General features: G+C 67.8%; 17 protein-coding genes. 8 read left to right on the plus strand and 9 right to left on the minus strand.

Going from position 1 to position 21,811, the window contains the following annotated elements; translation table 11 throughout:
- Nucleotides 1-2,019 (minus strand): hydrogenase 4 subunit B, encoded by a 2,019-nt coding sequence (gene hyfB, locus ACUVYZ_RS05550; protein ID WP_439933349.1) that lies wholly within the window; start codon nt 2,017-2,019, stop codon nt 1-3.
- 139 nt (nt 2,020-2,158) lie between these two features.
- On the opposite strand from hyfB, the gene ACUVYZ_RS05555 reads away from it, so the two are divergent.
- Nucleotides 2,159-2,362 (plus strand): CopG family transcriptional regulator, encoded by a 204-nt coding sequence (locus ACUVYZ_RS05555; protein ID WP_439933348.1) that lies wholly within the window; start codon nt 2,159-2,161, stop codon nt 2,360-2,362.
- 88 nt (nt 2,363-2,450) lie between these two features.
- Here the strand turns inward: ACUVYZ_RS05555 and ACUVYZ_RS05560 are convergent, their stop codons facing one another.
- The gene (locus ACUVYZ_RS05560; protein WP_439933347.1) at nt 2,451-2,900 is read right to left on the minus strand and encodes a DsrE family protein; all 450 of its coding nucleotides are present in this window, start codon (nt 2,898-2,900) and stop codon (nt 2,451-2,453) included.
- A gap of 192 nt (nt 2,901-3,092) precedes the next feature.
- Here ACUVYZ_RS05560 and ACUVYZ_RS05565 point away from each other — a divergent pair, with 192 nt between their 5' ends.
- The 3 genes from ACUVYZ_RS05565 to ACUVYZ_RS05575 all read left to right on the plus strand — a co-directional run bounded on the left by ACUVYZ_RS05565 (nt 3,093) and on the right by ACUVYZ_RS05575 (nt 4,703).
- Entirely contained in the window at nt 3,093-3,641 is a 549-nt protein-coding gene (locus ACUVYZ_RS05565; RefSeq protein ID WP_439933346.1) for a sigma-70 family RNA polymerase sigma factor, read from the plus strand.
- Nucleotides 3,638-4,345: a zf-HC2 domain-containing protein gene (locus ACUVYZ_RS05570; RefSeq protein ID WP_439933345.1), complete on the plus strand. Its 708-nt coding sequence runs from the start codon at nt 3,638-3,640 to the stop codon at nt 4,343-4,345. The genes ACUVYZ_RS05565 and ACUVYZ_RS05570 overlap by 4 nt, the downstream gene beginning before the upstream one ends.
- A gap of 91 nt (nt 4,346-4,436) precedes the next feature.
- Nucleotides 4,437-4,703, plus strand: a complete 267-nt coding sequence (locus ACUVYZ_RS05575; protein ID WP_439933344.1) for an acylphosphatase — start codon at nt 4,437-4,439, stop codon at nt 4,701-4,703.
- Between the two features lie 427 nt (nt 4,704-5,130).
- Here ACUVYZ_RS05575 and ACUVYZ_RS05580 read toward each other — a convergent pair whose 3' ends face one another.
- Nucleotides 5,131-9,474 (minus strand): DEAD/DEAH box helicase, encoded by a 4,344-nt coding sequence (locus ACUVYZ_RS05580; protein WP_439933343.1) that lies wholly within the window; start codon nt 9,472-9,474, stop codon nt 5,131-5,133.
- A gap of 224 nt (nt 9,475-9,698) precedes the next feature.
- On the opposite strand from ACUVYZ_RS05580, the gene brnA reads away from it, so the two are divergent.
- On the plus strand, nt 9,699-9,962 hold the full coding sequence (gene brnA, locus ACUVYZ_RS05585; protein ID WP_439933342.1) for a type II toxin-antitoxin system BrnA family antitoxin: 264 nt from the start codon (nt 9,699-9,701) through the stop codon (nt 9,960-9,962).
- 25 nt (nt 9,963-9,987) lie between these two features.
- On the opposite strand, the gene ACUVYZ_RS05590 is transcribed toward brnA, so the two are convergent.
- The 4 genes from ACUVYZ_RS05590 to ACUVYZ_RS05605 form a co-directional block, all read right to left on the minus strand.
- The gene (locus ACUVYZ_RS05590; RefSeq protein ID WP_439933341.1) at nt 9,988-11,586 is read right to left on the minus strand and encodes a 4-hydroxyphenylacetate 3-hydroxylase family protein; all 1,599 of its coding nucleotides are present in this window, start codon (nt 11,584-11,586) and stop codon (nt 9,988-9,990) included.
- A gap of 165 nt (nt 11,587-11,751) precedes the next feature.
- Complete coding sequence (locus ACUVYZ_RS05595; RefSeq protein WP_439933340.1) at nt 11,752-13,116, minus strand: SpoVR family protein; 1,365 nt, start codon at nt 13,114-13,116, stop codon at nt 11,752-11,754.
- 10 nt (nt 13,117-13,126) lie between these two features.
- On the minus strand, nt 13,127-14,320 hold the full coding sequence (locus ACUVYZ_RS05600; protein WP_439933339.1) for a DUF444 family protein: 1,194 nt from the start codon (nt 14,318-14,320) through the stop codon (nt 13,127-13,129).
- Nucleotides 14,321-14,354: 34 nt separating this feature from the next.
- On the minus strand, nt 14,355-16,289 hold the full coding sequence (locus ACUVYZ_RS05605; protein ID WP_439933338.1) for a serine protein kinase: 1,935 nt from the start codon (nt 16,287-16,289) through the stop codon (nt 14,355-14,357).
- A 593-nt stretch (nt 16,290-16,882) separates the two neighbouring features.
- Between ACUVYZ_RS05605 and ACUVYZ_RS05610 the strand changes: the two genes are divergently transcribed.
- Together ACUVYZ_RS05610 and ACUVYZ_RS05615 are read left to right on the plus strand one after the other, a co-directional pair.
- The gene (locus ACUVYZ_RS05610; protein ID WP_439933337.1) at nt 16,883-17,428 is read left to right on the plus strand and encodes a C40 family peptidase; all 546 of its coding nucleotides are present in this window, start codon (nt 16,883-16,885) and stop codon (nt 17,426-17,428) included.
- Between the two features lie 142 nt (nt 17,429-17,570).
- A complete protein-coding gene (locus ACUVYZ_RS05615) occupies nt 17,571-18,329 on the plus strand; it encodes an SDR family oxidoreductase (protein WP_439933336.1) in 759 nt (252 codons plus the stop codon).
- On the opposite strand, the gene ettA is transcribed toward ACUVYZ_RS05615, so the two are convergent.
- On the minus strand, nt 18,326-19,999 hold the full coding sequence (gene ettA / locus ACUVYZ_RS05620) for an energy-dependent translational throttle protein EttA (RefSeq protein ID WP_439933335.1): 1,674 nt from the start codon (nt 19,997-19,999) through the stop codon (nt 18,326-18,328). The two genes, ACUVYZ_RS05615 and ettA, sit on opposite strands and share 4 nt — an antisense overlap.
- A gap of 331 nt (nt 20,000-20,330) precedes the next feature.
- Between ettA and ACUVYZ_RS05625 the strand changes: the two genes are divergently transcribed.
- Nucleotides 20,331-20,759: a DUF2917 domain-containing protein gene (locus tag ACUVYZ_RS05625; RefSeq protein ID WP_439933334.1), complete on the plus strand. Its 429-nt coding sequence runs from the start codon at nt 20,331-20,333 to the stop codon at nt 20,757-20,759.
- A gap of 237 nt (nt 20,760-20,996) precedes the next feature.
- On the opposite strand, the gene ACUVYZ_RS05630 is transcribed toward ACUVYZ_RS05625, so the two are convergent.
- Entirely contained in the window at nt 20,997-21,806 is an 810-nt protein-coding gene (locus ACUVYZ_RS05630) for an enoyl-CoA hydratase/isomerase family protein (RefSeq protein ID WP_439933333.1), read from the minus strand.
- Between the last annotated feature and the right edge of the window lie 5 nt (nt 21,807-21,811).

Here is a 21,811-nt window from a genome sequence, read left to right on the forward strand (position 1 = left end):
TCAGTGCACGAACAGCAGCAGCAGGAGCAGCGTGCCGAAGCTGTAAAGAAGATAAATATGGATACGCCCGTGTTGCAGCACGCCGATCAGGGCCGACAAGCGCTCCACCGCCCGGGCGACCGGCAGGTACAGCCAGTGCCACAGCCGGTCCTCGACTTTCAGGTAGTACACCGGGCGCTCGTCGAAACCCGTGGGGAGCTGGCGTTCGGTGCGGAAAAAGGCCTCGAAGATCTGGCGGATCGGCTGGCCGAAGCCCTCGGCGGTGTCCTGCATGCGGGGGTTGAGCCCGGGGAAGCCGCAGTCCCAGGGGTCCGTCCGGCGCAGCCGCCCGTGATAGAAGCGCTTGACCAGGAGCACGGTGAGGACCACAGCGAGGAGGATGACCAGCAGGAACAGGAGCGGGGCGTAGCTCGCCCGCTCGGGGGCGACCGGGGTGAGAAACCACCAACTGCCGCCCGCCGCGCTCGGCGCGAGGCTCGCCGGGACCAGGACCTCGACGGCGGGGCTCAAGGCGACGATGGCCGCCACCGGGAAGACGCCGAGCAGCACGCACGGCAGGGCCAGCCAGGCAAGCCCGGCCAGCTCCCACGGGCCCGCGTCGTGGGCCTCCTTGAGCGTCTCCTCCCGCGGCTGGCCGAGGAAGATGACCCCGTAGAACTTCACCATCACGTAGGCGCCGAGGGCCGCCGAGAGGACCACCGCGGCGGCGGCCAGGGGGATCAGCATGACGAGATAGGTGTTGGGAAGCCCCGGGGAGAAGAGGAAGGCCTGCAGCAGGAGCCATTCGGAAACGAAACCGTTCAGGGGCGGCAGGGAGGCGATGGCCAGCACCCCCACCAGGGCGAGGCCCGCGAGCCACGGCATGCGGTGGATGAGCCCGCCCAGCTTGCCCAGGTTGCGGCTGCCGGTGGCGTGCAGGACATGCCCGGTGGCGAGGAACAACAGGCTCTTGAACAGCGCGTGGTTCAGGCAGTGGTAGAGGGCGGCGGTCAAGGCCAGGGCGGCGAGAAGACTCAGGCCGTAGCCGTGGAATACCAACGATAGACCCACTCCCGTAATGATCGCCCCGATATTTTCGATGGACGAATAGGCGAGCAGCCGCTTCATGTCGGTCTGCACCGCGGCGAACAGCACGCCGTAGAGCATGGTCACCAGCCCGAGGACAAGGGCAATCACGCCCCACCACCAGAGCTCGATCCCGATCAGATCGTAGGCGACCCGCAGCAGCCCGTAAACGGCGGTCTTGAGCATCACCCCGCTCATCATGGCGGAAACCGGCGAAGGCGCCGCCGGGTGGGCCTCGGGCAGCCACACGTGCAGCGGCACGAGGCCCGCCTTGGCGCCGAAACCCGCAAGCGCCAGCAGGAACGCCACGGAAGCCCAGAACGGGGAATGGGCGATGCCGCGCATGGCGGCGAAGGTGTAATCTCCCCCGCCCGCCTGCAGCACGCCGAAGGCGAGCAGGATGGCGATCGCCCCGACGTGGGCGATCAGCAAGTAGAGGAAGCCGGCCCGGCGGATCTCGGGGATGCGATGCTGGGAGATGACCAGAAAGTAGGAGGCTAGCGCCATGGTCTCCCACGCCACCATGAAGAGGTAGGCGTCGTCGGCCATCACCACCAGCGCCATGCCGGCGAGGAACAGGTGATACTGGAGGCACAGTAGCCCCGGGGCGGTCCCTTCGCCGCTGCGGAAGTACCCGGCGGAGAACAGGGAAATGCCCGCGGACGCGGCGCCCAGGAGCAGCAGGAAAAAAGCGGACAGGGCGTCCAGCCGCACGTGGAAAGGGAGATCGGGCAGGCCCAAGGGCAGCACCTGGCTTGCGGCGGGAGCGTGCATCGCGCTCAAGCCCACGGCGAACAGCACGAAGCCCCCCGCCGCTCCCAGGGGGAAGAGGAGGTGCCCGACGAAGCGCACGCTGTGCGGGCGAAGCAGGCCGAGCAGCCCGACGGCGATCCACCCAGACACCACCGCCAGCGAGGCGGCCAACGCTAGGCCAGCCGCGGCCTCAGCGGCCATTGTAAGCACCTTGAATCTTCATGCACTTCCGGCCTTCTCCCTGGAAAGAAGAGCCGGCCATTCGGTCGATTCCAGACTTGACATATGTTAATCTTATTATCATCCTACACATTAGGAATGTAAATATGATGCGTAGCCAATGCCTACCGAAGAACGGACGGCCCGGCTGACCGTCCTCATCGATCCGCGCAAAAAAGCGGTCTTCGAACGCCTGTGCGCCCAGGAAGACCAGACCCCTTCCCAAGTCGTGCGGCGTCTGATTCGGGGGTACATCGAGCAGCGCCTCGGCCGGCCCTGGAAACCCGGGGAGACCGTGGAGGACACGCTCCGGGACCTGCCTTGAGAAGCCGGCCACCGGCCGATCCGTACCAGGCCGGAGCGCCAAGAAAAAAGGCGGCTCACGCCGCCTTCTCGCGGGAACTTGCGTAGCGCTACGGCTTCAAGTACACGAAGCCGTACTTCGCCTGCAGCAGGCCGATCTCGGCCACCCCGGAGGGCACGATGTCCGCCTCCGGAATCACCTTGCTCTTGTCGATCTTGCGCGAGACCAGGGTGTTGTTGCACACCTTGAACTCGACGCCCCGCTCCTTGAGGGTCTGCACCGTGACCTGGTACGGGTTCTTGTTCTTGTCTTCCGCCCCCTCCAGCAGAAAGTCGATCCCCTTTCCGTGGGTCACCACCACGATCTTGGACTTGGGATCGGCGTCCAGGTGGTTGCGCACGTTGCGCAGGGCCGCCATCGCGTTTTCGCTGTCGTTGATGTGGTAGACCACTTTCTGGCTGTAGTCTCCTTCGTAACCTCCCGCTTTCGTCGGGACGGCGACGCCCAACAGGGGGGCCGCCGCCAAGGCGGCCAACAATGCGCGCTTGCTCTTGACCATGGTTCCATGCCTCCTCGTCACGTTATCCATCGGTAGTCGGCCGGGACATGCCGGCAGCCGGGACTTGCCCGCGCCACCGGCCGACCTTCAAGCCGTTCCCGCCAGAAAATACTCAAGAAACCGCGGTTTTATTCCCGAGCCGGTAGAATCCCGGGAATAAGACGGCGACAAAGCCGGTAAAAAAGGAAGAAGGTGCGTCTGAGGGGCACAAACGAGCGCTTCGAGCGGCTGGTCATGGCACACATGGACGCCGCGTACAATCTGGCGTACTGGATCACCCGAGACCCCCACGAAGCCGAGGAAGCGGTGCAGGAAGCGATGCTGCGGGCCTACCGGTTTTTCGATTCGTTCCATGGCGAAAACGGGAAGGCTTGGCTGCTGGGAATCGTCCGCAACACCTGCTACACCCTGTACAGCCGCAACCGGCCGTCCCGGGAACAGGAGGCGTTCGACGAGGAGCAGCACACGCCCAACGGCCCGGCCTGGGAGTTCGCCCTCTCCGATCCCGAAGCGGCGGCGATCCGGCACGCCGAGCGGGACTTGGTGAACCGGGCCATCGAGGCGTTGCCGGCGGAGTATCGGGAAGTGCTGGTGCTGCGGGAGCTGGAAGGGATGTCCTACAAGGAGATCGCCCGGGCCCTGGGGATTCCCATGGGCACGGTGATGTCCCGGCTCGCCCGGGGACGGAGCCTGATTCAGCGCGCCCTGGTCGCCCGCTTCAGACAGGAAGATCGGGGATGAACTGCCACGAAACGCGAGAGCTGCTCCACGCCTATGTGGACGGGGAGCTGGACCTGGTCACTTCGCTCGCCCTGGAGCGGCACCTGGCCGGATGCGCCGCCTGCCGGGGGCAGCAATCCGCGGCCCTGGCGGTGCAGAAGGCCATCGCTCGCGGCGCGGCCCGTCATCCGGCGCCGCCGCGCCTGCGGCGCGGGGTACAGCGCCGGCTCCGGACCCTCCGGGACGCCCACGGCGGGAGCGGCTGGCGCCGCTGGCTCTTGCCCGTTACCCTTCCGGTCGCCGGCGCCGCGCTGGCCCTCGCCCTGTGGGTGGGAATCCTGCCACCCGAACAGGCTCCCTTCGCCGCGCCCGCGGTGGAGAAAGTGGTCTATCACATCAACGACAGCGGCACCGCCGCCGCCGCGCTGCGCAATCTCTCCAACCACCTGGAGCAGTCCCCCAACGCCCGCATCGTGGTGGTGGCCCATAACGACGGGGTCGATTTCCTTCTGCAAGGCGCCCGGGACAGCGAAGGCCGGCCGTTCGCGATCATGGTGTCGGAGCTCAAGGCCCGGGGGGTGGACTTCCGGGTCTGCGGCAACACCCTGACCCGCCGGCACATCGAGCCCGCCCGCCTCATTCCCCAGGCCACCCTGGTGCCTTCGGGAGTCGCCGAGATCGCCCGGCTCCAGACCCGGGAAGGCTTCCGTTACTTGAAGCCCTGACCCGGCTTCAGGACCGGAAACTCTCCCGCCGGTTACAATGGAGCCGCGGGCGCCGCACGATAGCGCCCGGTCGATACCGAAATCGAACCGCGTGAACGTCTGCAAGCATCTCGTGATCCGCGGCCGCGTCCAGGGAGTGGGGTTCCGCTACTCCATGGTGCGCAAGGCCCGGGAGCTGGGCGTCACCGGCTGGGTGCGAAACCTGCGCAGCGGGGACGTGGAAGCCATGGTGGAGGGCAGCCCGGAGGCGGTGGAGGCCATGATCGCCTGGGCGCGCAGAGGCCCGCCGGGCGCCCACGTCGCCGCCGTGGACATCCGCGAGGGGGAAGGCAGCTACGCGGATTTCGACATCCGGTAGTAGGCGCGAGACGCCGGCCCACGAGCAACGACGCCCGAAACACGAACCCCGGGCTACTCGTCACCTCCTTCGGCGTCATGGGAGACCGTCCGGCCGTCCTGGTCCAGATCGAGGACGCGCACGGCGCCGCGGGCGAGACGGCAACGCCTGAGCTCCGCGAGAACGGGCACCTCCGCCAGGGCCTTTTCGGGAAGCTTGTCCCAGTCGATGCCCTCCGGCGCAGGAAGAGGGTTGGGCGCCTCGATCGTTCCCTCCGGCGTGACGATCAGGGAAACCGGCAGATCGTGGGCCTCGACGGAAAGTCGTCGAGAAGCTGAAGCGGGTGCACGGTGGTGGCGACCGGCATCGGCGGATTGCCCAGCTTCCGCAGGATCCCGTACTCCAGACCCCGCCTCCAGCGCGGACGCCTTGTCCTTGAAGCCTAGTATCAGAGCAGCCGGGCGAGGGCGGGCGGCGCGTGGCTCTTCAACAGCACATTGGCGAGCTCCCACTGCCGGGCGGCGGGGAGGGTTTCCAGGAACCGCGCTTCGCCCGCGCTCAGCACGGCCAGGGCCGCCCCGTCCCGGTACAGCACCCGATTCGCGGCAAGGGCCGGCACCCGCGGCCCAGGCACCAGGAGGCCCACCAGATTGAGGGGATCGGCGCCGCTCACGCATACCAGCTCCCCGTTCTTTTCCTCCCGGCGGGTGTCCCGCAGCAGCCCCACCGCCTCGGGAAGGGCGAACTGCTCGCCGGCAAAACCGTCGACGAAGCGGCCACCCCGGATCTCGCCTCGGGCCTCCAGGCGACGATAGGCCATGAGCAACTCCCGCCACGGGGGCAGGACATCGGCCTCCCGGTAAACCAGCTTCCAGAACACCACCCCATATCGCTTGAGCAGGGTCCGGGCAGCGTGCTCCACGGCCTGAGGGTCGAAGCCCGCACCCGGCCGGCCGGCCGGTTCCCCCAGCCGGCCCACGAGGAACCAGCGGCCCGCGTCTTCGATGCCGAACAAGGCGGTGCGCCGCCGGCGTTCCCCTCCCCCGCCCATGGGCCGGCGCCGCCCGGCGGGGAGCAGCAGGGCCCGCAGGCCCGCGAAGCTGTCGCAGCTCGCGAGACCCCACGCGGTAAGCTCCCCCAGGGCCTCTTCCACATAGGTGCGCGGCAGCCGCGCCCCGTCCACGATCTCGTCGAAGAAGGACGCTCCGTGGGCGGCGAGATGCTCCAGGACGGCCCGCGCCCGGGAGCTCAGGCGCAAGGCGGCCGGATCGATCTTGGGAGCGAGCTTCGCCCAGTGGTTCAGGTGGCGGCGCAGGACCAGGGTCACCGGCGTCGCTCGCACCGGCCCGGCCACCCGTTCCCGCTCGGGCGAAAGCCGCTGGGCGTCCACCCGCATCCACGCCACCCGGCCCGCCAGACACAGGTCGTCGAGCCAGACCGGGTCGTAGCCGGCCACCCGGGCAGGCAGGATTTCCGACTCCCAGGCCACCGCCGGCGCCTCGAATCCCTCCAACTGGGCGATCACCGCCGCTACCGCATCGGGTCCCTCCATCCGCTCCCCGGGCGCGAGGCGCTGCCAGCGCAGGAGGAAGCGCAGGAAATCGCCGCTGACCACGGGCTGGATTTCGCTGCGTAGGCGCTTCAGGGTATAGCGGTGGATGCGGGCGAGGAGCCCGCGCTCGCACCATTCGTCCTCGGTCGCGCCGGGGGTGAAGCGCCCGCGCAGGGCGAACCCCTCGGCCTCCAGCCGGGCGAGGGCCCCTTCCACCGGGCCCGCCGGCAGCGCGCCGGCCGCCGCCAATCCCCGCGCGGTCACCGGGCCCAAGCCCTCCAACCGTCCCCGCACGATTTCCGTCAGCGCCTCCTCCGGCGTCCAGGCCCGGGCCGCGTACTCCGGGGGCGCTTCCAGGGCCGGCGTGACCGCCCGCTCGGGGTACAGGGATTGGAACTGGGGTAGCCGCTCGGCGGCGATCCACAGCCCTCCCCTTGCGCCCCCCAGGTCCAGCCGCCCGGCCCGCCGCTGCCGGGCGAGGGCTTCCAGCAGGGCGCACCAGGAAGGCTGCCGTTCCACTTCCGCGTCGCTCAGGTAACCGAGCCAGAGCAGGGCATCATGCAGCTCGTCCGCCGTTTCGGCTTCGGGCCAGGCCTCTTCCCGCACCCGGGCGATGGCTTCCGGGTCGAGCCGCCCCAGATCGGCGGCCGTCTGCGGGTCCAGCCAGCGCCGGCTGACGACCGCCTGGGTGCGCCGCTCTTCCAGGGGCGCGTCGTCGAGGAAGGCGTAGGGCCGGGCGGAGAGAATCTCCAGCGCCAGGGGGGAAGGCGAGGTGAGATCCCGGGCGATCACCTGCACCTCCCCCCGGGCCAGGGCGGCGAGCAACCGCTCCAGGCCCTCCACGTCCATCGCCTCGAACAGGCAGTCGGCGATCGCCTGCCGCACCAGGGGATGGTCGGGGATTTCCCGGTCGCCCACCAGGTTCTCGCCGCAGGCCACCTGGTCGGGGAAAACCGCTGCCAGCAGATCCTCCGCCGCCAGGCGCTGGAGCTGGGGCGAGACCCTGGCGCCGCCCCTGAAACGGGGCAGCGCCAGGGCGATGGTGGCATCCCAGCGCCAGCGCGTGACGAACATGGGGGCGTCTAGGAGCGCCTGGGTGAGGAGCTTGCGCACCTCTTGGGCGTTCAAGTAGCCCACCACCTCCTCTAGCGGAAAGCTGTGGGCCGAGGTGAGGGATAGGACAATGGCATCCTCCGTGGCGGCGGCCTGGAGCTCGAAGTTGAACTTGCGGCAGAAGCGCTTGCGCAGCGCCAGGCCCCAGGCCCGGTTCACCCGGCTGCCGTAGGGGGAGTGGATGACGAGCTGCTGCCCGCCGAGCTCGTCGAAGAAGCGCTCGAACACGATGCAATCCTGGCGGGGCAGGCGCCCCAGCGCCGCCCTGGCCGTCGCGTAATAGTCGACGAGCTGGGTGGCGGCTTCGGGAGCGAGGCCCACCGTCCCCACCAGCCACTCCAGGGCGCGGGCCCCGCCCTCCTCGCCGGCCGTCCCCGCGAGGCGCGCCTCGATCTCGGCCCGCAGGCGGGACACGGCGAACGACACTTCGTCGGTTCGCGCCGGCGCCTCCCCCAGCCAGAAGGGGATGCCGGGCGGCGCGTCTTTCGCGTCCTCCACCCGCACCCGCCCCGCTTCGATGCGGAGAATCCGGTAGGCCACGTTGCCCAGTTGGAACACGTCCCCCGCCAGGCTCTCCACGGCGAAGTCCTCGTTCACCGTGCCCACCACCTGGCCGCCAGGCTCCAGCACCACCTGGTAGTCGGCGGTGTCGGGGATGGTGCCGCCGCTGGTGAGGGCTGCGAGCCTCGCCCCCCGGCGGGGCTTGAGCCGCCGGTTCACCGCGTCCCGATGGATGTAGGCCCGGCTGCGGCCGCGCTTACCGTGGAAGCCGTCAGCCAGCATCTCCACCACCTGGCGATACTCCTCCCAGGCGAGCCCCCGGTAGGGCCAGGCGCGGCGGTAGCATTCGTAGAGGTCCTGCTCGTCCCATTCCCGGCAGGCCACCTCCGCGGCGATCTGCTGGGCCAGCACGTCCAGGGGTTTTTCCGGGATGGTGAGGCGGTCCAGCTCGTCGCGCCGCACCGCGTCCAGCAGCGCCGCACACTCCGCCAGGTCGTCCCGGGAGAGGGGGAACAGCCGCCCCTTGGGCACGCCGCCCACCCGGTGTCCCGAGCGGCCCGCCCGCTGGAGCAGCCCGGCGATGGAGCGGGGAGAGCCGATCTGGCACGCCAGATCCACGAAGCCCACGTCGATGCCCAGCTCCAGGGAAGAGGTGGCGACCAGAGCCTTAAGCTCCCCGCGCTTCAGCCGCTGCTCCGCCTCCAGCCGCCGCTCCCGGGAAAGGCTGCCGTGGTGGGAGGTCACCCGTTCCTCCCCGAGCCGCTCCGAGAGGTGCCGCGCCACCCGCTCCGCCAGGCGCCGGGTATTCACGAACACCAGGGTGGTGCGGTGCTCCTCGATCAGGGCCGCCAGGCGGTCGTAGACCTGGCTCCACACTTCCTGGGACATCACTGCCTCCAATGGGGAGCCCGGCACCTCGATGGCGAGATCCCGCTCCCGGGCGTAGCCGGTGTCGATGATGGTGCACGCCTCGCCCCCCGTCAGGAACCGGGCCACCTCCTCGATGGGCTTCTGGGTCGCCGACAGCCCGATGCGGGTGAGCTTGGCGGAGGCGAGGGCCTGGAGCCGCTCCAGGGAAAGGGCAAGGTGAGCCCCGCGCTTGTTGGGCGCGAGGGCGTGGATCTCGTCCACGATCACGCTTCTTACGGTGGCGAGCATTTTTCGGCCCGAGTCGCTGGTCGCCAGGATGTAGAGGGACTCGGGCGTGGTCACCAGGATGTGGGGCGGGCGGCGGCGCATGCGCTCCCGCTCGGCCTGGGGCGTGTCCCCGGTGCGCACCAGGGTGCGGATCTCCACCAGGGGCAGTCCCAGCGCCTCCAACGCTTCGCCGATGCCGATGAGGGGCAGCTCCAGGTTGCGCTGGATGTCGTTGGACAGGGCCTTCAAGGGCGAGACGTACACCACCTGGGTCTCGTCCTTAAGGCCCTCTTCCAGGGCCTGGCGCACCAGGGCGTCGAGGGCGGCGAGAAAGGCCGCCAGGGTCTTGCCCGAGCCCGTGGGCGCGGCGATCAGGACGTGACGGCCCTCGCGGATGGCTGGCCAGGCGCGGGCCTGGGGCTCCGTGGGCGCGGCGAAGGTGCGCCGGAACCAGTGGGCGACGGCGGGGTGGAAGGCGTCCAGGGGCATGGGCGGAGGTTAGCCGCGGCCGCACAGTGGATCAAGCGGTGGCTGCCGCTCTTCCCGGAGATGGCCGATCCCGGATTCGGGCGACGGCTCTGCAACGCCGCATTGCGCTGGGACAAACCCTGGAGGGCCGCCGGCTCTACATCACGTTTACCTTGCGGCGTGAGGGCACGCGCATCCGCGTGATCTCTCGGCTTGCGACATACCTCGGAGAAAGAGGGAACTCTATGAAAAGGAAGCTTAAGGCACAGCCCCGGTTTCGCAGCGAAGCCGCGGAAAGAAAGTTCTGGGAAAGCCACGACAGCACGGAGTATGTCGACTGGTCGAAGGCGGAACGGGCGGTTTTCCCCAACCTGAAACCGTCGCACCGGAGCATTTCCCTCAGGTTGCCGGTTCACATGCTGGAGTGGATCAAGGGGGCGGCCAACGCGCGGGACGTACCGTACCAGTCCCTCATCAAGATGTGGCTGGAGGAGAAGCTTTCCGCCTGATCCAAGTCCCGAGCGCGGGCGCCCTTCACGAACCCACCTCGCCGCTTTCCTCCCGGGTTTCGCCTTCTCGCGCCTTCGGTGGCTCGGCGGGCAGGGGCGCGACGGCGGGGACCTCGGGCGCCTGGCAGCCGGTGAGGCAGCACCGGCCGGGCTGGCGATTGCGGGTGATGGCGCGCCCAGGGCTCGCCAGCGCTTCCCGTTCCAGCAGCCGCTCCACCAGGTCCACCTTATTGCCCAGGGGGTAGTGGCGGAAGATTTCCATCTTCATCGCTTCCGGAGAACCACCGCCGTGCAGCGAGATGACCGAGTACCAGCCGCCGGCGTAGGAGGCGGTCACGTCCTCCAGGAGCCGGGCCACCTCCATGCGTTTTTCATAGGGAATGTCGGGTCGGCCCCGCAGCACCTCGGCCAGGGTTCCCGCGGTGTGGGGGTTGTGGTCCTCCTCCGGCCCGGGCAGCGCCACCACCAGTCCCCCGGACACGTAGTGGGCGATCCGGTGCATGTCGTAGATCTGGGTCGAGAGGAGGAGCTTGCCCACGTTGGCGAATACGGGCTCCGGCTCGAATCCACCCGACGGGTCCCTCATCCCGTAGACCGAGGCCGCCACGCCGCAGGCGAAAAAGCCCTCCACGATCTTGATCAGCTCCACCATGGCGTCGCGCAGATGATGGACGCGGTCCAGGTCCAGCCCGTTCGCCTCGCACATGAGGGCCCCCGCGCCGATCAGCAGGTCCCCGAACCCGGCCCGGGCGCCGATGCAGGAATGGCGATGGTGGGTGGCGTAGGTGCGGGTGAGATACTCGGAGTGCTCCCACTCGCCGGCGAGGAACACCCGCTCCCAAGGCACGAACACCCGGTCGAAGTGCACCACCGCGGTGGTCTGGCCGTAGCGGGCACTAAACCTGGCGCCAGGTTCCCCCGGCCGTCCCGCCGGCCGCGCCACTAGAGTGATTCCCGGCGCGTCCACCGGCACCGCGCAACACACGGCGAAGTCCGCATCCCGCTCGGTCATATTCCGGCACGGCATCACCAGCAGCTCGTGGGCTAGGGGCGCGCCGGTGACGATCGCCTTCACCCCCTGGATCACCAGGCCGTCGGCGCGCCGCTCCACGATGCGCACATAGCTCTCCGCGATCGGCTGCTCGTGGGGGCGGAGGCTGCGGTCCCCCTTGCCGTCGGTCATGGCCACCGCGCAGGTGAGGTCCCCCTCCTCGACGAAGCGCAGGTACTCCTGGAGCCGCGGGTGGTACTCGGTGCCCCGGTCCTGGTCGAGCCGGTAGGTGGACTGGAAGATGGCGTTGAGGGCGTCCTGGGTGAGATAGCGCTGGGCGCAACCCGACGCCTGGCACACCAGGCGCACCGCCTCCAGCTTGTTGAGGAGGTCCGCCCCGGAACGGTTGATGTGGAGAAAGCGGTTCACCACCCGCCCGCCCGGGGCCTGCTGGGCGGTCATCACCGGGCGCAGCCGCTCGTTGCGCGCGAAGTCGTAGGTCACGCCGATGGCGTTAAGTCCCGGGGCGAACAGGGGCTCGTCGGGCACGCTCTCCACCCGCCGGCCGTTGACGAACACCCGGGGCTTGTGCTTTCGCAGGGATTCCCGATAGTCGGCGGCGGACATCAGCATGGCGGCACCCTCCGGATGGCAAGGCATACAGAAAAGCCCGGCGCTTTTAAATTGTTACACGCCCTCCCGCCCCCTTAGGGAAAGGTCGGCGGGCAAGCGGAAACGGACCGGGGAGCGGTCGGCGCGGAACCCGGGCTGCCCCGTGGTATCCCGGCCGCCGGGCGCTCAACCGCTCGCGAGCTCCTTGGGCCGGCCGCGCTCGTCCACGGTGCGCAGCACTACCGGCCGGCGCCAGACCCGGTGGACGTACTGGATCACCTTGCGCGCCCGCTCCAGGTCCAGGCCGCGACCATCGAGCTGATGGTCGTGGGTGAGCTCCAGCGTGCCGTCCAGGTGGACGTGGGTCACGGCGACCGACGGGGCGCCGAAGTTGAACTTGGGCGCGAGCAGCTTTTCCCGCAGGGTTTCGATGTCCCCCTGCTCCACCCGGATGTCGCCCCCGGGGGCCGCCACGTACTCGAACAGGCGCAACTCCTCGGCCAGGTCCTCGGTCAGGTAATTGCGCACGAAGCTGAAGTCGTCGTCCTCCTGCATGACCTGACGGGCGAAGGGTGCGCCCCGCTCGGCCACGATGCTCTCCCACATCTTGAAGCCCAGGTGGTACGGGTTGATGGTGAGGGCGATCTCCCGCCCCCCGGCGTAGGGGCGCACCACGTCCGAATGGGCCTTGATCGCGTCCAGGTAGACCTGCTGGGGGAGAAAATCCGCCTTGCGCAGGAGCTGGGCGTGCCAGAAGCTCGCCCATCCCTCGTTCATGATCTGGCAGGCGAACACGGGGTAGAAGTAGAAGGACTCCTCCCGCACGACGAGAAAGATGTCCCGCTCCCAGCCTTCCAGCTCCGGCGCGTAGTGGGCGATGAACCACAGCAGATCCCGTTCGGGCGCGGGGGGCACCGGCGCGCGCTTGCGCTCCTTGGGGGGAGTCGGCCTTTCCCGCCCGCCGGCCAGCTTGTCGAAGCGGCTCATGAACTCCCCCGACACCGGCGGGGCCTTCTCGGGCAGGTATTCCGGGTAGCGCGGCCGCCGCAGGCCCAGGTGCACGTTCACGTACTGCTCCAGAGCGAGGGCCGCGTCCAGCACGGCTTCCACCCGCGCCTCCCCGTAGACCTCGATCGCTTCGGTGATCTGGCGGGCGTGGGCGGCCGCCTGCTCGACGATGTGGTAGCCCACCTCCTCCTGGGTCCGTTTGAACAGCAGGTTGTTCTTGGCGAAATCGGCGTGGCCCAGGACGTGGGCCATCACCAGGGTGTTCTCTTCGAGGCTGTTGCGCTGGGCCAGGTAGGCCCGGTTGGGGTTGCCGGGAAAGACCACCTCGAACAGCCGCGAATGCCCCATGCGGTGCTGGACGAACTGGTAGATGTAGCGCACGCCGAAGGACCAGTGGGGCATGCGCACCGGCAGCCCGTAGACCGCCACCTCGGTCATAAAGCTGTCGGGGACCGTCTCGAAGCTGACCGGGTAGTAGTCGAGCCCCTCCTCGCGGGCGAGGCTTTCGAGCTTGGCGCAATAGCTGGCGAGGGAATCGTCCATGGGGTCGCCGTTACGCTGCCTGCTCCTCCGCCCGCTCCCGGAAGAAGGCCCGGATCGCGTCCCAGACCATGGTCTCTTCGGACAGGTGGTAGACCCCCACCGGCGCGCGGGCGTGCTGCAGCTCCCGGAACATCTGAGCCATCTCGGAGGTCTCCCGGCCTCCGTCGGCCGCTCCGACCTCCACGAAGCCCATGTAGTTCGCCACGCCCCCCAGGCGGGTGAGGGCCTGGGTGGCCGCCTCCCGGTCCTGCACGAAGTTCTGCCCGTCGGAGGCGTAGAACACGTAAATGTTGTAGCGGGAAGGGGCGAACCCCCCTTCGATCCGCTGGATCACCCGGTTGAAAGCCGTGGAGGCGACGGTGCCGCCGGTGCCCCGCACCTCGAAGAACTGCTGCTCGTCGAACTCCCAGGCGTTTTCCGTATGGGCGATGAACACGGTGCTGATGTGCCGGTACTGCCTGCGCAAGCCCTGCACCACCCAGAAAAAGAAGGTCTTGGCGAGCTGGCGGTCGCGGCCGCCCATGCTGGCGGAGACGTCCATCACGAAAAACACCACCGCCTCCGAGGCCGGGCGCACGCGCTTGATAAGCTGGCGGTAGCGCAGGTCGGTATCGTGGAACGCCGGTCCGCCCTTCTGGATATTGCGCCGCTTGATGGATTCGATGAGGGAGCGGCGCCGGTCCAGCCGCGACCGGGCCCCCCGCCGGTCCCACCCTTCCCGGGTGTAGTCGGTCTGCTCCACCGACCCGGCCTTGGCGGTGAGATTGGGCAATTCCAGCTCCTCCCACAGCCAGTCCACGATGTCGTCCACCGTGAGCTCCACCACGAATTGGATTTCGCCCCGGTTGTTGCCCCCGCTGCCGGGTCCCTTGTCTTCGCCCGCCCCTCGCCCCCGGCGCAGGACGTCCCCCGGCTTCACGTCCCCCTGCCCGACGCCTGCGTGCTCGCCGTGCTCGGAGAGGCGAAAGCGGTAGTGCTCCAGCAGCCTCACCGGCACCTGCACGCGCCGGTTGCCGTCGGTGCCCAGGATGTCCGCCTGGGAAATCAAGTCCGGCAGGTTGGACCGGACCGCCTCCCGCACCTTCTCGTTGTGGCGCAGCCAATCCCGCGCCCCGCGGGAGAACAGGTCATACCACGCGCCGCTGCCCTGCTCACCGACCGGGGAAGCGGGAGTGCTGGAGGTGCCGCTCGTCATGCCTGTCATGCGCGTCATCGTCTTGGGGCGATCCGGCCGCCCCTTACTCCTGGGACAACAGGGTGGTCACGTAATTCATGGCCTCCTTGGCGCTATGGTCATCATAACCGTAATGGCTGACGAGCCTTTCCTGCACCGCGGAAATCTTCTTCTGGGCCTCTTCGTCCGGCCGGGCGGCCGAGGTCACCAGCCGCAGCACGTCCCGGCGCTCCTCAAACAGGTATTGCTCGATGGCGTCGTGGAGCCGGGAATGGCTGTCCAGGGTGAACTTCTGCCCGGCCTTGTAGGCCACCATGGCCTTGCGCACCACTTCCTGGCGGAACGTCTCCTTGCCCGAATCCGAGATCTTGATCTTCTCTTCCACGGAACGCAGGAAGCGCTCGTCCGGCGCCCGGCTTTCCCCGGTGATGGGATCGACCACCTCGCGCCGGTCCAGGGAGGCCTCCACCTCGTCCAGGTACTTGTCCAGGAGCTGCTGGGCCTCCTCCTCGAAGGAGGTGAACAGGGCCTTGTGCACGTCTTCCTTCACCCACCGGTTGTAGAAGTCCTTACGGGTCACCACCAGGTAGTCCATCCACTGCCGCTTCTGGTGGGCGTCCATGCGGGCATCCGACTCGATGGCGTCCTTGAGGGCAAGCAGCACCTCCATGCTGGTCAGGCTCGAGGTCTCGCTTCGGGTGATGGCGTTGGACAAGGCGTTGATCACGAAGCGGGGGCTCGCCCCGGACAGGCCCTCGTCCGGGTGCTCCGCCCGCACCCGCTCCACCTCGGTCTCCGGGAAACCGTCCACGTGCTCGCCCGCATACAGGCGCACCTTCTTCGACATGTCCAGGTCGTCCCGGGCCGACTTCTTGAGGCGGGTGAGCACCGCAAACACCGCCGCCACCTTGAGCGCATGGGGGTCCAGGTGCACGTCGCGGAAGGTCTTGGCCGCCGAGACCAGCTTGGCGTAGATCCTCGCCTCGTCCAGGTAGGAGAGGGTATAGGGCACCTTGACGATCACCATGCGGTCCAGCAGCGCCTCGTTTTCCTTTTCCTGCAAGAACTTGTGGAACTCAGCCAGGTTGGTATGGGCGACGATGGTCTCGTCCAGGTAGATCAGGGGGAAGCGGGAGACCTTCACGTTCTTTTCCTGAGTGAGGGTGAGCAGAACGTAGAGAAACTCCCGCTTGACCTTGAGGATCTCGATCATCTCCAGTAGGCCCCGGCTGGCTGAGTACAGCGCTCCCGACCAGGACCAGGCACGAGGATCGCCCTCGTCCCCGATCTCGGCCACCTTGGACAGGTTCACGGAGCCCACCAGGTCGGCGATGTCGGCGGTGCTGGGGTCATGGGGCGCGTAGGTACCCACCCCGGAGCGGGCCGCCTCCGAAATGAACATGCGGCGAACCGGGAACTGCATGAAATCGCCGCCGAACTCTATCTCCAGACGCACCCGGCAGTAGGGGCAGAGCTCCCCCTGGATCTCCACCCCATAGGTCTCCCGGACCTGGGCCCGGAGGGTATGGGGAATCAGGTGCAGGGGCGACTCGTTGACCGGGCAGCCGGCGATGGCGTAGAGGGCTCCCTCGTCGGTGCGGCTGTACTCTTCCAGCCCCTGCTTGAGCAGGATCACTAGGGTCGACTTGCCGCCGGAGGGCGGGCCCAGGAGCAGGAGCAGCCGGCGGCCCACGTCGGAGCCAGCGCTCGCCGCCTTGAAGTACTCGGTGACCCGGGTCAGCGCTGCGTCGATGCCGAAGAGTTCGTGGGAGAAGAGAGCCGTCACCGGCTTCGTTTCCCCATCGCTCTGCTTCTCGGCATACCAGCGCAGCATGTCCCAGATGTACTCATGGCTCAGCCGGCTGTGGCGCTGGGGCGCCTGGGGAACGATCTGCTCGATGAATTCCCTGAACGTTCCCGACCAGTGTTGGGCGTTGTGCTGACGCGCGAAGGCGGTCAGCGACTCCACCAGGCTGTTGCTCGAGTTTCGTTCCGTCATGTCTCGCTTCACCATGTTTGGGGCATCGGCTACTTCCAGTCTAGACGAAGCGCTGGAGGAAGTAGGAGTCGCAAGCCCGAATTACCCTCAATTTAACCTCTTTTTAGACGCCCCTGGCGAGGGAAACGTTCTGATCCCAGGGACCTTTTGCCCGCCTCGCCCGTCGTGCGCCTTTCCCGGCGGCCCGCTCCCGGTTCCCCTTCTCCCCGCACCCGGCAAGCCGCGGCGTGACACCTGCTTTTCGTCTCGGCCCGGAGTGGGGCAGGCTTGCTTCTCTATTTCATAGCAAACGCCCGCCGCGTCGGTGGGTTGACCTAGCGCAAGGAAGTGCCCTCTTCGCCGGCGCTTGAAAAGCCCACCGGACCCGAACCCTGATCGTCGGAAACGCATCCCAAAGCGGGATGGGACAGGTGGGCCGGCCGCAATCCTCGAAGAGACCCCATGCAAGACTGGGGCCAAGCCGAAAGAGATTCGACGACGCCGAGGAACTACCCTCCAGCGTCCACGAAGTGCCGTAAAGCGTCCGGCGCCACCGCCCTCACGCAGCAAAGCGGGGATTTCGACCGGCATGGATCTTGCGAAGCCGCAGCGCGATGGTGAAAGCTCTCCCTCGTCTCGTCTTGATCGCCGTGGTGGTCCATGGACTCGGGGGCTGCGCCAGTGCGCCCCCGCCCCGGCCGCCGATGGCGCCTCCCGTGGCCTCCGCCACCCTTTCCGCGGAAGAGGTAAACCCCGCGCTCCCCGGACCGATGGTCCAAGCCCAGGAAGCCGCCGGCCACGCCACCAGGGCTGTCCGCCATGCGCTGGCCATGGTGGGCAGACCATACCGGGCGGGAGGCGCCGGTCCGGACGGATTCGACTGCAGCGGGCTGGTCCACTACAGCTTTCTCCGCGCCGGCCTACCGGTGCCCCGGGATACCCGCTCCCTCCTTCAAGCGGGCAGGCCGGTCGAGACGGAGGCGCTGGCCCCAGGCGACCTGGTGTTCTTCGACCAGGAGGGCAAAAAGGCCTCCCACGTGGGCATTTACTTGGGCCGGGGCCGATTCGTGCACGCGCCGTCCACCGGCGGCCGGGTACGGGTGGATCGCCTGGATGCCCCCCACTGGCGCTTGAGCTTCAGCGAAGCCCGGCGGCTCTGACCGTTCGAAACCCATTTCCGATGCCGGGGGAAAGGCCCAAGCGTCCGCCGGGGCCGGCGTCCTGGATTACCATAAAAAAACCCGGCGGGCCGCGGGTGAACCCGTCCCTTTCATCAATAGGACTCAGAATGGAGAACCGACCATGAGCGCTCCCCCCAAGGCGGCGGTGGTGACCGGCGCCGGCACCGGCATCGGAAAAGTAGTGGCCCTCGCCCTGCTGAAGGAGGGCTACCGGGTCGCCCTGGCGGGACGCCGCCGGGAGCCCCTGGAGCAGGCCGCCGCCGAGGCCGGCCCCGCGGCCCCTCGGGCCTTGGTGGTGCCCACCGACGTGAGCGATCCGGCCTCCGTGCGCCAGCTCTTCGCCCGGGTTCGAGAAGCCTTCGGGCGGCTGGACCTGCTCTTTAACAACGCCGGGGTCTTTGTGCCGGGGGCGTCGCTGGAGGACGTCCCCTTCGAGCACTGGAAGGCCTCGGTGGACGTCAACCTGACCGGCGCCTTCCTGTGCACCCAGGAAGCGTTCAACATCATGAAAAATCAGACGCCGCGGGGCGGCCGCATCATCAACAACGGCTCCATCTCGGCCCACGCCCCCCGGCTCCACTCGGCCCCCTACACCGCCACCAAGCACGCCATCACGGGGCTGACCAAATCCACCTCCCTGGACGGGCGCAAATACGACATCGCCTGCGGCCAGATCGACATCGGCAACGCCGCCACCGACATGGCCGCCAAGTTCGCCCAGGGCGCGTTACAGGCGGACGGCTCGGTCAAACCCGAGCCGCTCCTGGACCTCACCCACGTGGCGAGCGCCGTGCTCTACATGGCCAGCCTGCCCCTGGACGCCAACGTGCAGTTCATGACCCTCATGGCCACCAAGATGCCCTTCATCGGCAGGGGCTAGGCCATCAGCGGCTTGTACTTGATCCGGTGCGGCCGGTCGGCTTCGTCCCCCAGCCGCCGGCGCCGGTCTTCCAGGTAGTCGGCGTAGTTGCCCTCGAACCACGCCACCCGGCTCTCCCCCTCGAAGGCGAGGATGTGGGTGGCGATGCGGTCCAGGAACCAGCGGTCGTGGGAAATCACCACCGCGCAGCCCGGGAAATCGAGCAATGCCTGTTCCAAAGCGCGCAAGGTCTCCACGTCCAGATCGTTGGTGGGCTCGTCCAGGAGCAACACGTTGCCCCCGCTCTTGAGTAGCTTGGCGAGGTGCAGCCGGTTGCGCTCGCCGCCGGAGAGCTCCCCCACCCGCTTCTGCTGATCCGGGCCCCTGAAGTTGAACCGTCCCAGGTAGGCCCGGCTCGGGATCTGGTAGCCGCCCACCTGGATCACGTCCAGGCCTCCGGAGACCTCCTCCCACACGGTCTTCTCCGAGTCCAAAGCCTCCCGGGACTGGTCCACGTAGGCGAGCTTGACCGTGTCGCCGAAGCGCAGCACGCCCCCGTCGGGCCGCTCCTCGCCCACCAGAATGCGAAAGAGCGTGGTCTTGCCCGCCCCGTTCGGGCCGATCACTCCCACGATGCCGCCCGGCGGAAGGCGGAAGCTCAGGTCTTCGAACAGGAGCCGGTCGCCGTAGGACTTTTTCAGGCTCTCCGCTTCGATCACTAGCGCTCCCAGCCGGGGCCCCGGCGGGATGTAGATTTCGTTAGTTTCGTTGCGTTTCTGATACTCCTGGGACTCCAGTTCGTGGAAGCGGGCGAGCCGCGCCTTGCTCTTGGCGTGGCGCCCCTTGGGATTGGCGCGCACCCATTCCAGCTCCGCCTGCATGGCCTTGATCCGGGCCGACTCCTGCCGGGCTTCGATCTCCAGGCGCTTCTCTTTCTGCTCGAGCCATGACGAGTAGTTGCCCTGCCACGGGATGCCCTGGCCCCGGTCTAGCTCCAGGATCCATCCGGCCACGTTGTCCAGGAAGTAGCGGTCGTGGGTCACCGCCACCACCGTGCCCGGGTAGTGCTTCAGGTACTGCTCCAGCCACTGCACGGAAAGCGCGTCCAGGTGGTTGGTGGGCTCGTCGAGCAGCAGCATGTCCGGCTGGGACAGGAGCAGCCGGCACAGGGCCACCCGGCGCTTTTCGCCCCCGGAGAGGGTGGTCACGTCCGCATCCCAGGGCGGCAGGCGCAGGGCGTCCGCCGCGATCTCCAGGCGCCGCTCCACCTCCCAGCCCTGGAGCGCGTCGATCTTGTTCTGGAGTTCTCCCTGCTCTTCCAAGAGCCGGGCCATCTCCTCGTCGTCGAGGGGTTCGGCGAAGCGCTCCGAGATGGCGTTGAAGCGGTGGATCAGGGCGAGGGTCTCCGCCACACCCTCTTCCACGTTGCCGCGCACGTCCTTGGACGGATCCAGCGAGGGCTCCTGGGGCAGGAAGCCGATCTTGATGCCCGGCATGGGGATCGCCTCCCCCTCGTACTCCCGGTCCACGCCCGCCATGATCCTGAGCAGCGTGGACTTGCCCGAGCCGTTCAGGCCCAGGACTCCGATCTTGGCGCCGGGCAGGAAGGAAAGGGAGATGTCCTTGAGGATCGCGCGCTGGGGCGGGACCACCTTGCCCACCCGCAGCATGGTGTAGACGTATTGAGCCATTCGATATGCCGTCCGATTCCGGTTGTCCTGGAAAGGCGAAATTATGAAGAAAAAAGGCGGCTACAACACGGCGCGGGAAGCACCGCCCCTGTGTCGAATGCGCCGATTCCCCCACGGTCTCGGGGCGAGGGCATGAGATGACGAGGCCGCGAGCCCAAAGGTTGCGACCGGACGGGCGGTACGAGAGACGGGCGCGTTTCGCTTTCTCATCGGCAAACCACGCAAGGGCATGCGCGCCCGGCAAATCCGTTTCGTCGATCGCTGAAAAACCTTCACTCATGCGACTCCGGAGGCCGCCTACAATGGGCCTGTCAGCAACGCGGTCCAGCCCATGCCTCATTCTATCCACGTCGCTTTTCGATCCGAGTGCAGCAGCCTGGGGGATCGTCTGCGCCGGTTGCTGTCGGGGCTCTTTCCCCTTCCCGGGACCCAGGGTGTTCATTGCGTCCCCGCGGTCGCGATCCCGTTCCGCCGCCTGGTGGTGCATCTCTCCAAGGGACAGCTCCTCGCGATCCGGGATGGAAGTGGCTGCGCCGTCCGGTGCGTGTCGGGAGAGTTGTGGATCACCCAGGACTGCTCGACGAGGGACGTCATTCTGAGTGCGCGTGAGGAATTTGTCCTGGACCTGCCGGGGCTTGCCCTCGTTCACGCGACGAAAGAGAGCGTTGCCTGCGTCACCCGGCCAGCGCCAGTCCCATCGCCCGAGCACGCATGGTGGATCAAGTTCTTCGACATGGATACTGCGGCAGGCAAGCCCTGACCGGGAAGTTGCACGATGGCTGACAAGGAGACCCCGTTCGCCATCTGTGCGCTCCGGAATCCGCCCTATCACCTCGTCCCGCGCCGCGTCGATGACCGGAATGGAATCGCGGCGGGTCGGCGGGCACCACTTACCGCCCACATAGATCCGAGCAAATTGCATGTCTCGTTGCTACTTATCCATCGGAGTCCTCCGAAACGCTTCGGCACAAGAGGCAGCGAGGTTCATGGTAGGGCATTACGCCCCTGTTGCGGCACGGCGGCCAACCCGTCCCGGATCGCTTTTTTCGTAGAACTGCTGCAACCGCCGCCTGACCTCATTCCCCAAGGCCATCCTCGAGTAGCCATTGATCGCCTCGATGCGGAGCTGATCGTCGAGGCCTCTGCCGATCATCTCCAGCACCGTGGCCTTGGCCGAGCGCACTGCCTCCTGATCGTTGCGCAGGATGTGTTCGGCGACGGCCAGCGCCTGATCCATGAGCGCCTCGTGAGGAACGACCCGGGAGACGAGCCCCGCCCGCAGGGCGCGCTCGGCGTCGACCGGCTCCGCGGTCAGCACCATCTCCATGGCGAAGCCCACGCCGCAACTGTTGACCAGCCTCGGAATGCCCCCGTCGCCGTGATGAAACCCGCGGCGGGCCTCGAAGGATCCGAACACGGCGCGCTCGGAAGCGATGCGGATGTCCGCCGCCAGCGCAAGCTCGAATCCGGCGGCGATGGCCCATCCGTTCACCGCCGCGATGATGGGCTTGCGCAGCCAATGCATGCCGCGGGTGATTCCGCCCAGGCCCACGGGAACGAGATCGAGCACCTTCTGCTGGTCCGCGCCCACGTACTCGGGGACGAAGGTCTTGAGGTCCATGCCGGCACAGAACGCCCCCCCGTTGCCGGTGATCACAGCGACGTCGAGATCGGCGCTTCGGCCAAATTCCCGCCACGCTTCAACCAGCAGATGATGCACGTCCTGGTCGATGGCGTTTCTCGCCTCGGGACGGTTCAGCGTCACCCACAGGACGCGCCCGCGCCGTTCCACCAATACCTTGCTCATAGGTC

Source organism: Pelomicrobium sp. P1, assembly GCF_052805615.1.

Bases quoted from the DNA above. Each gene is read 5' to 3' on its own strand.
- hyfB (WP_439933349.1), bottom strand. From the start codon at position 2,019: ATGGCCGCTGAGGCCGCGGCTGGCCTAGCGTTGGCCGCCTCGCTGGCG.
- ACUVYZ_RS05555 (WP_439933348.1), top strand. From the start codon at position 2,159: ATGCCTACCGAAGAACGGACGGCCCGGCTGACCGTCCTCATCGATCCG.
- ACUVYZ_RS05560 (WP_439933347.1), bottom strand. From the start codon at position 2,900: ATGGTCAAGAGCAAGCGCGCATTGTTGGCCGCCTTGGCGGCGGCCCCC.
- ACUVYZ_RS05570 (WP_439933345.1), top strand. From the start codon at position 3,638: ATGAACTGCCACGAAACGCGAGAGCTGCTCCACGCCTATGTGGACGGG.
- ACUVYZ_RS05580 (WP_439933343.1), bottom strand. From the start codon at position 9,474: ATGCCCCTGGACGCCTTCCACCCCGCCGTCGCCCACTGGTTCCGGCGC.
- brnA (WP_439933342.1), top strand. From the start codon at position 9,699: ATGAAAAGGAAGCTTAAGGCACAGCCCCGGTTTCGCAGCGAAGCCGCG.
- ACUVYZ_RS05590 (WP_439933341.1), bottom strand. From the start codon at position 11,586: ATGCTGATGTCCGCCGCCGACTATCGGGAATCCCTGCGAAAGCACAAG.
- ACUVYZ_RS05595 (WP_439933340.1), bottom strand. From the start codon at position 13,116: ATGGACGATTCCCTCGCCAGCTATTGCGCCAAGCTCGAAAGCCTCGCC.
- ACUVYZ_RS05600 (WP_439933339.1), bottom strand. From the start codon at position 14,320: ATGACAGGCATGACGAGCGGCACCTCCAGCACTCCCGCTTCCCCGGTC.
- ACUVYZ_RS05605 (WP_439933338.1), bottom strand. From the start codon at position 16,289: ATGACGGAACGAAACTCGAGCAACAGCCTGGTGGAGTCGCTGACCGCC.
- ACUVYZ_RS05610 (WP_439933337.1), top strand. From the start codon at position 16,883: ATGGTGAAAGCTCTCCCTCGTCTCGTCTTGATCGCCGTGGTGGTCCAT.
- ACUVYZ_RS05615 (WP_439933336.1), top strand. From the start codon at position 17,571: ATGAGCGCTCCCCCCAAGGCGGCGGTGGTGACCGGCGCCGGCACCGGC.
- ettA (WP_439933335.1), bottom strand. From the start codon at position 19,999: ATGGCTCAATACGTCTACACCATGCTGCGGGTGGGCAAGGTGGTCCCG.
- ACUVYZ_RS05625 (WP_439933334.1), top strand. From the start codon at position 20,331: ATGCCTCATTCTATCCACGTCGCTTTTCGATCCGAGTGCAGCAGCCTG.
- ACUVYZ_RS05630 (WP_439933333.1), bottom strand. From the start codon at position 21,806: ATGAGCAAGGTATTGGTGGAACGGCGCGGGCGCGTCCTGTGGGTGACG.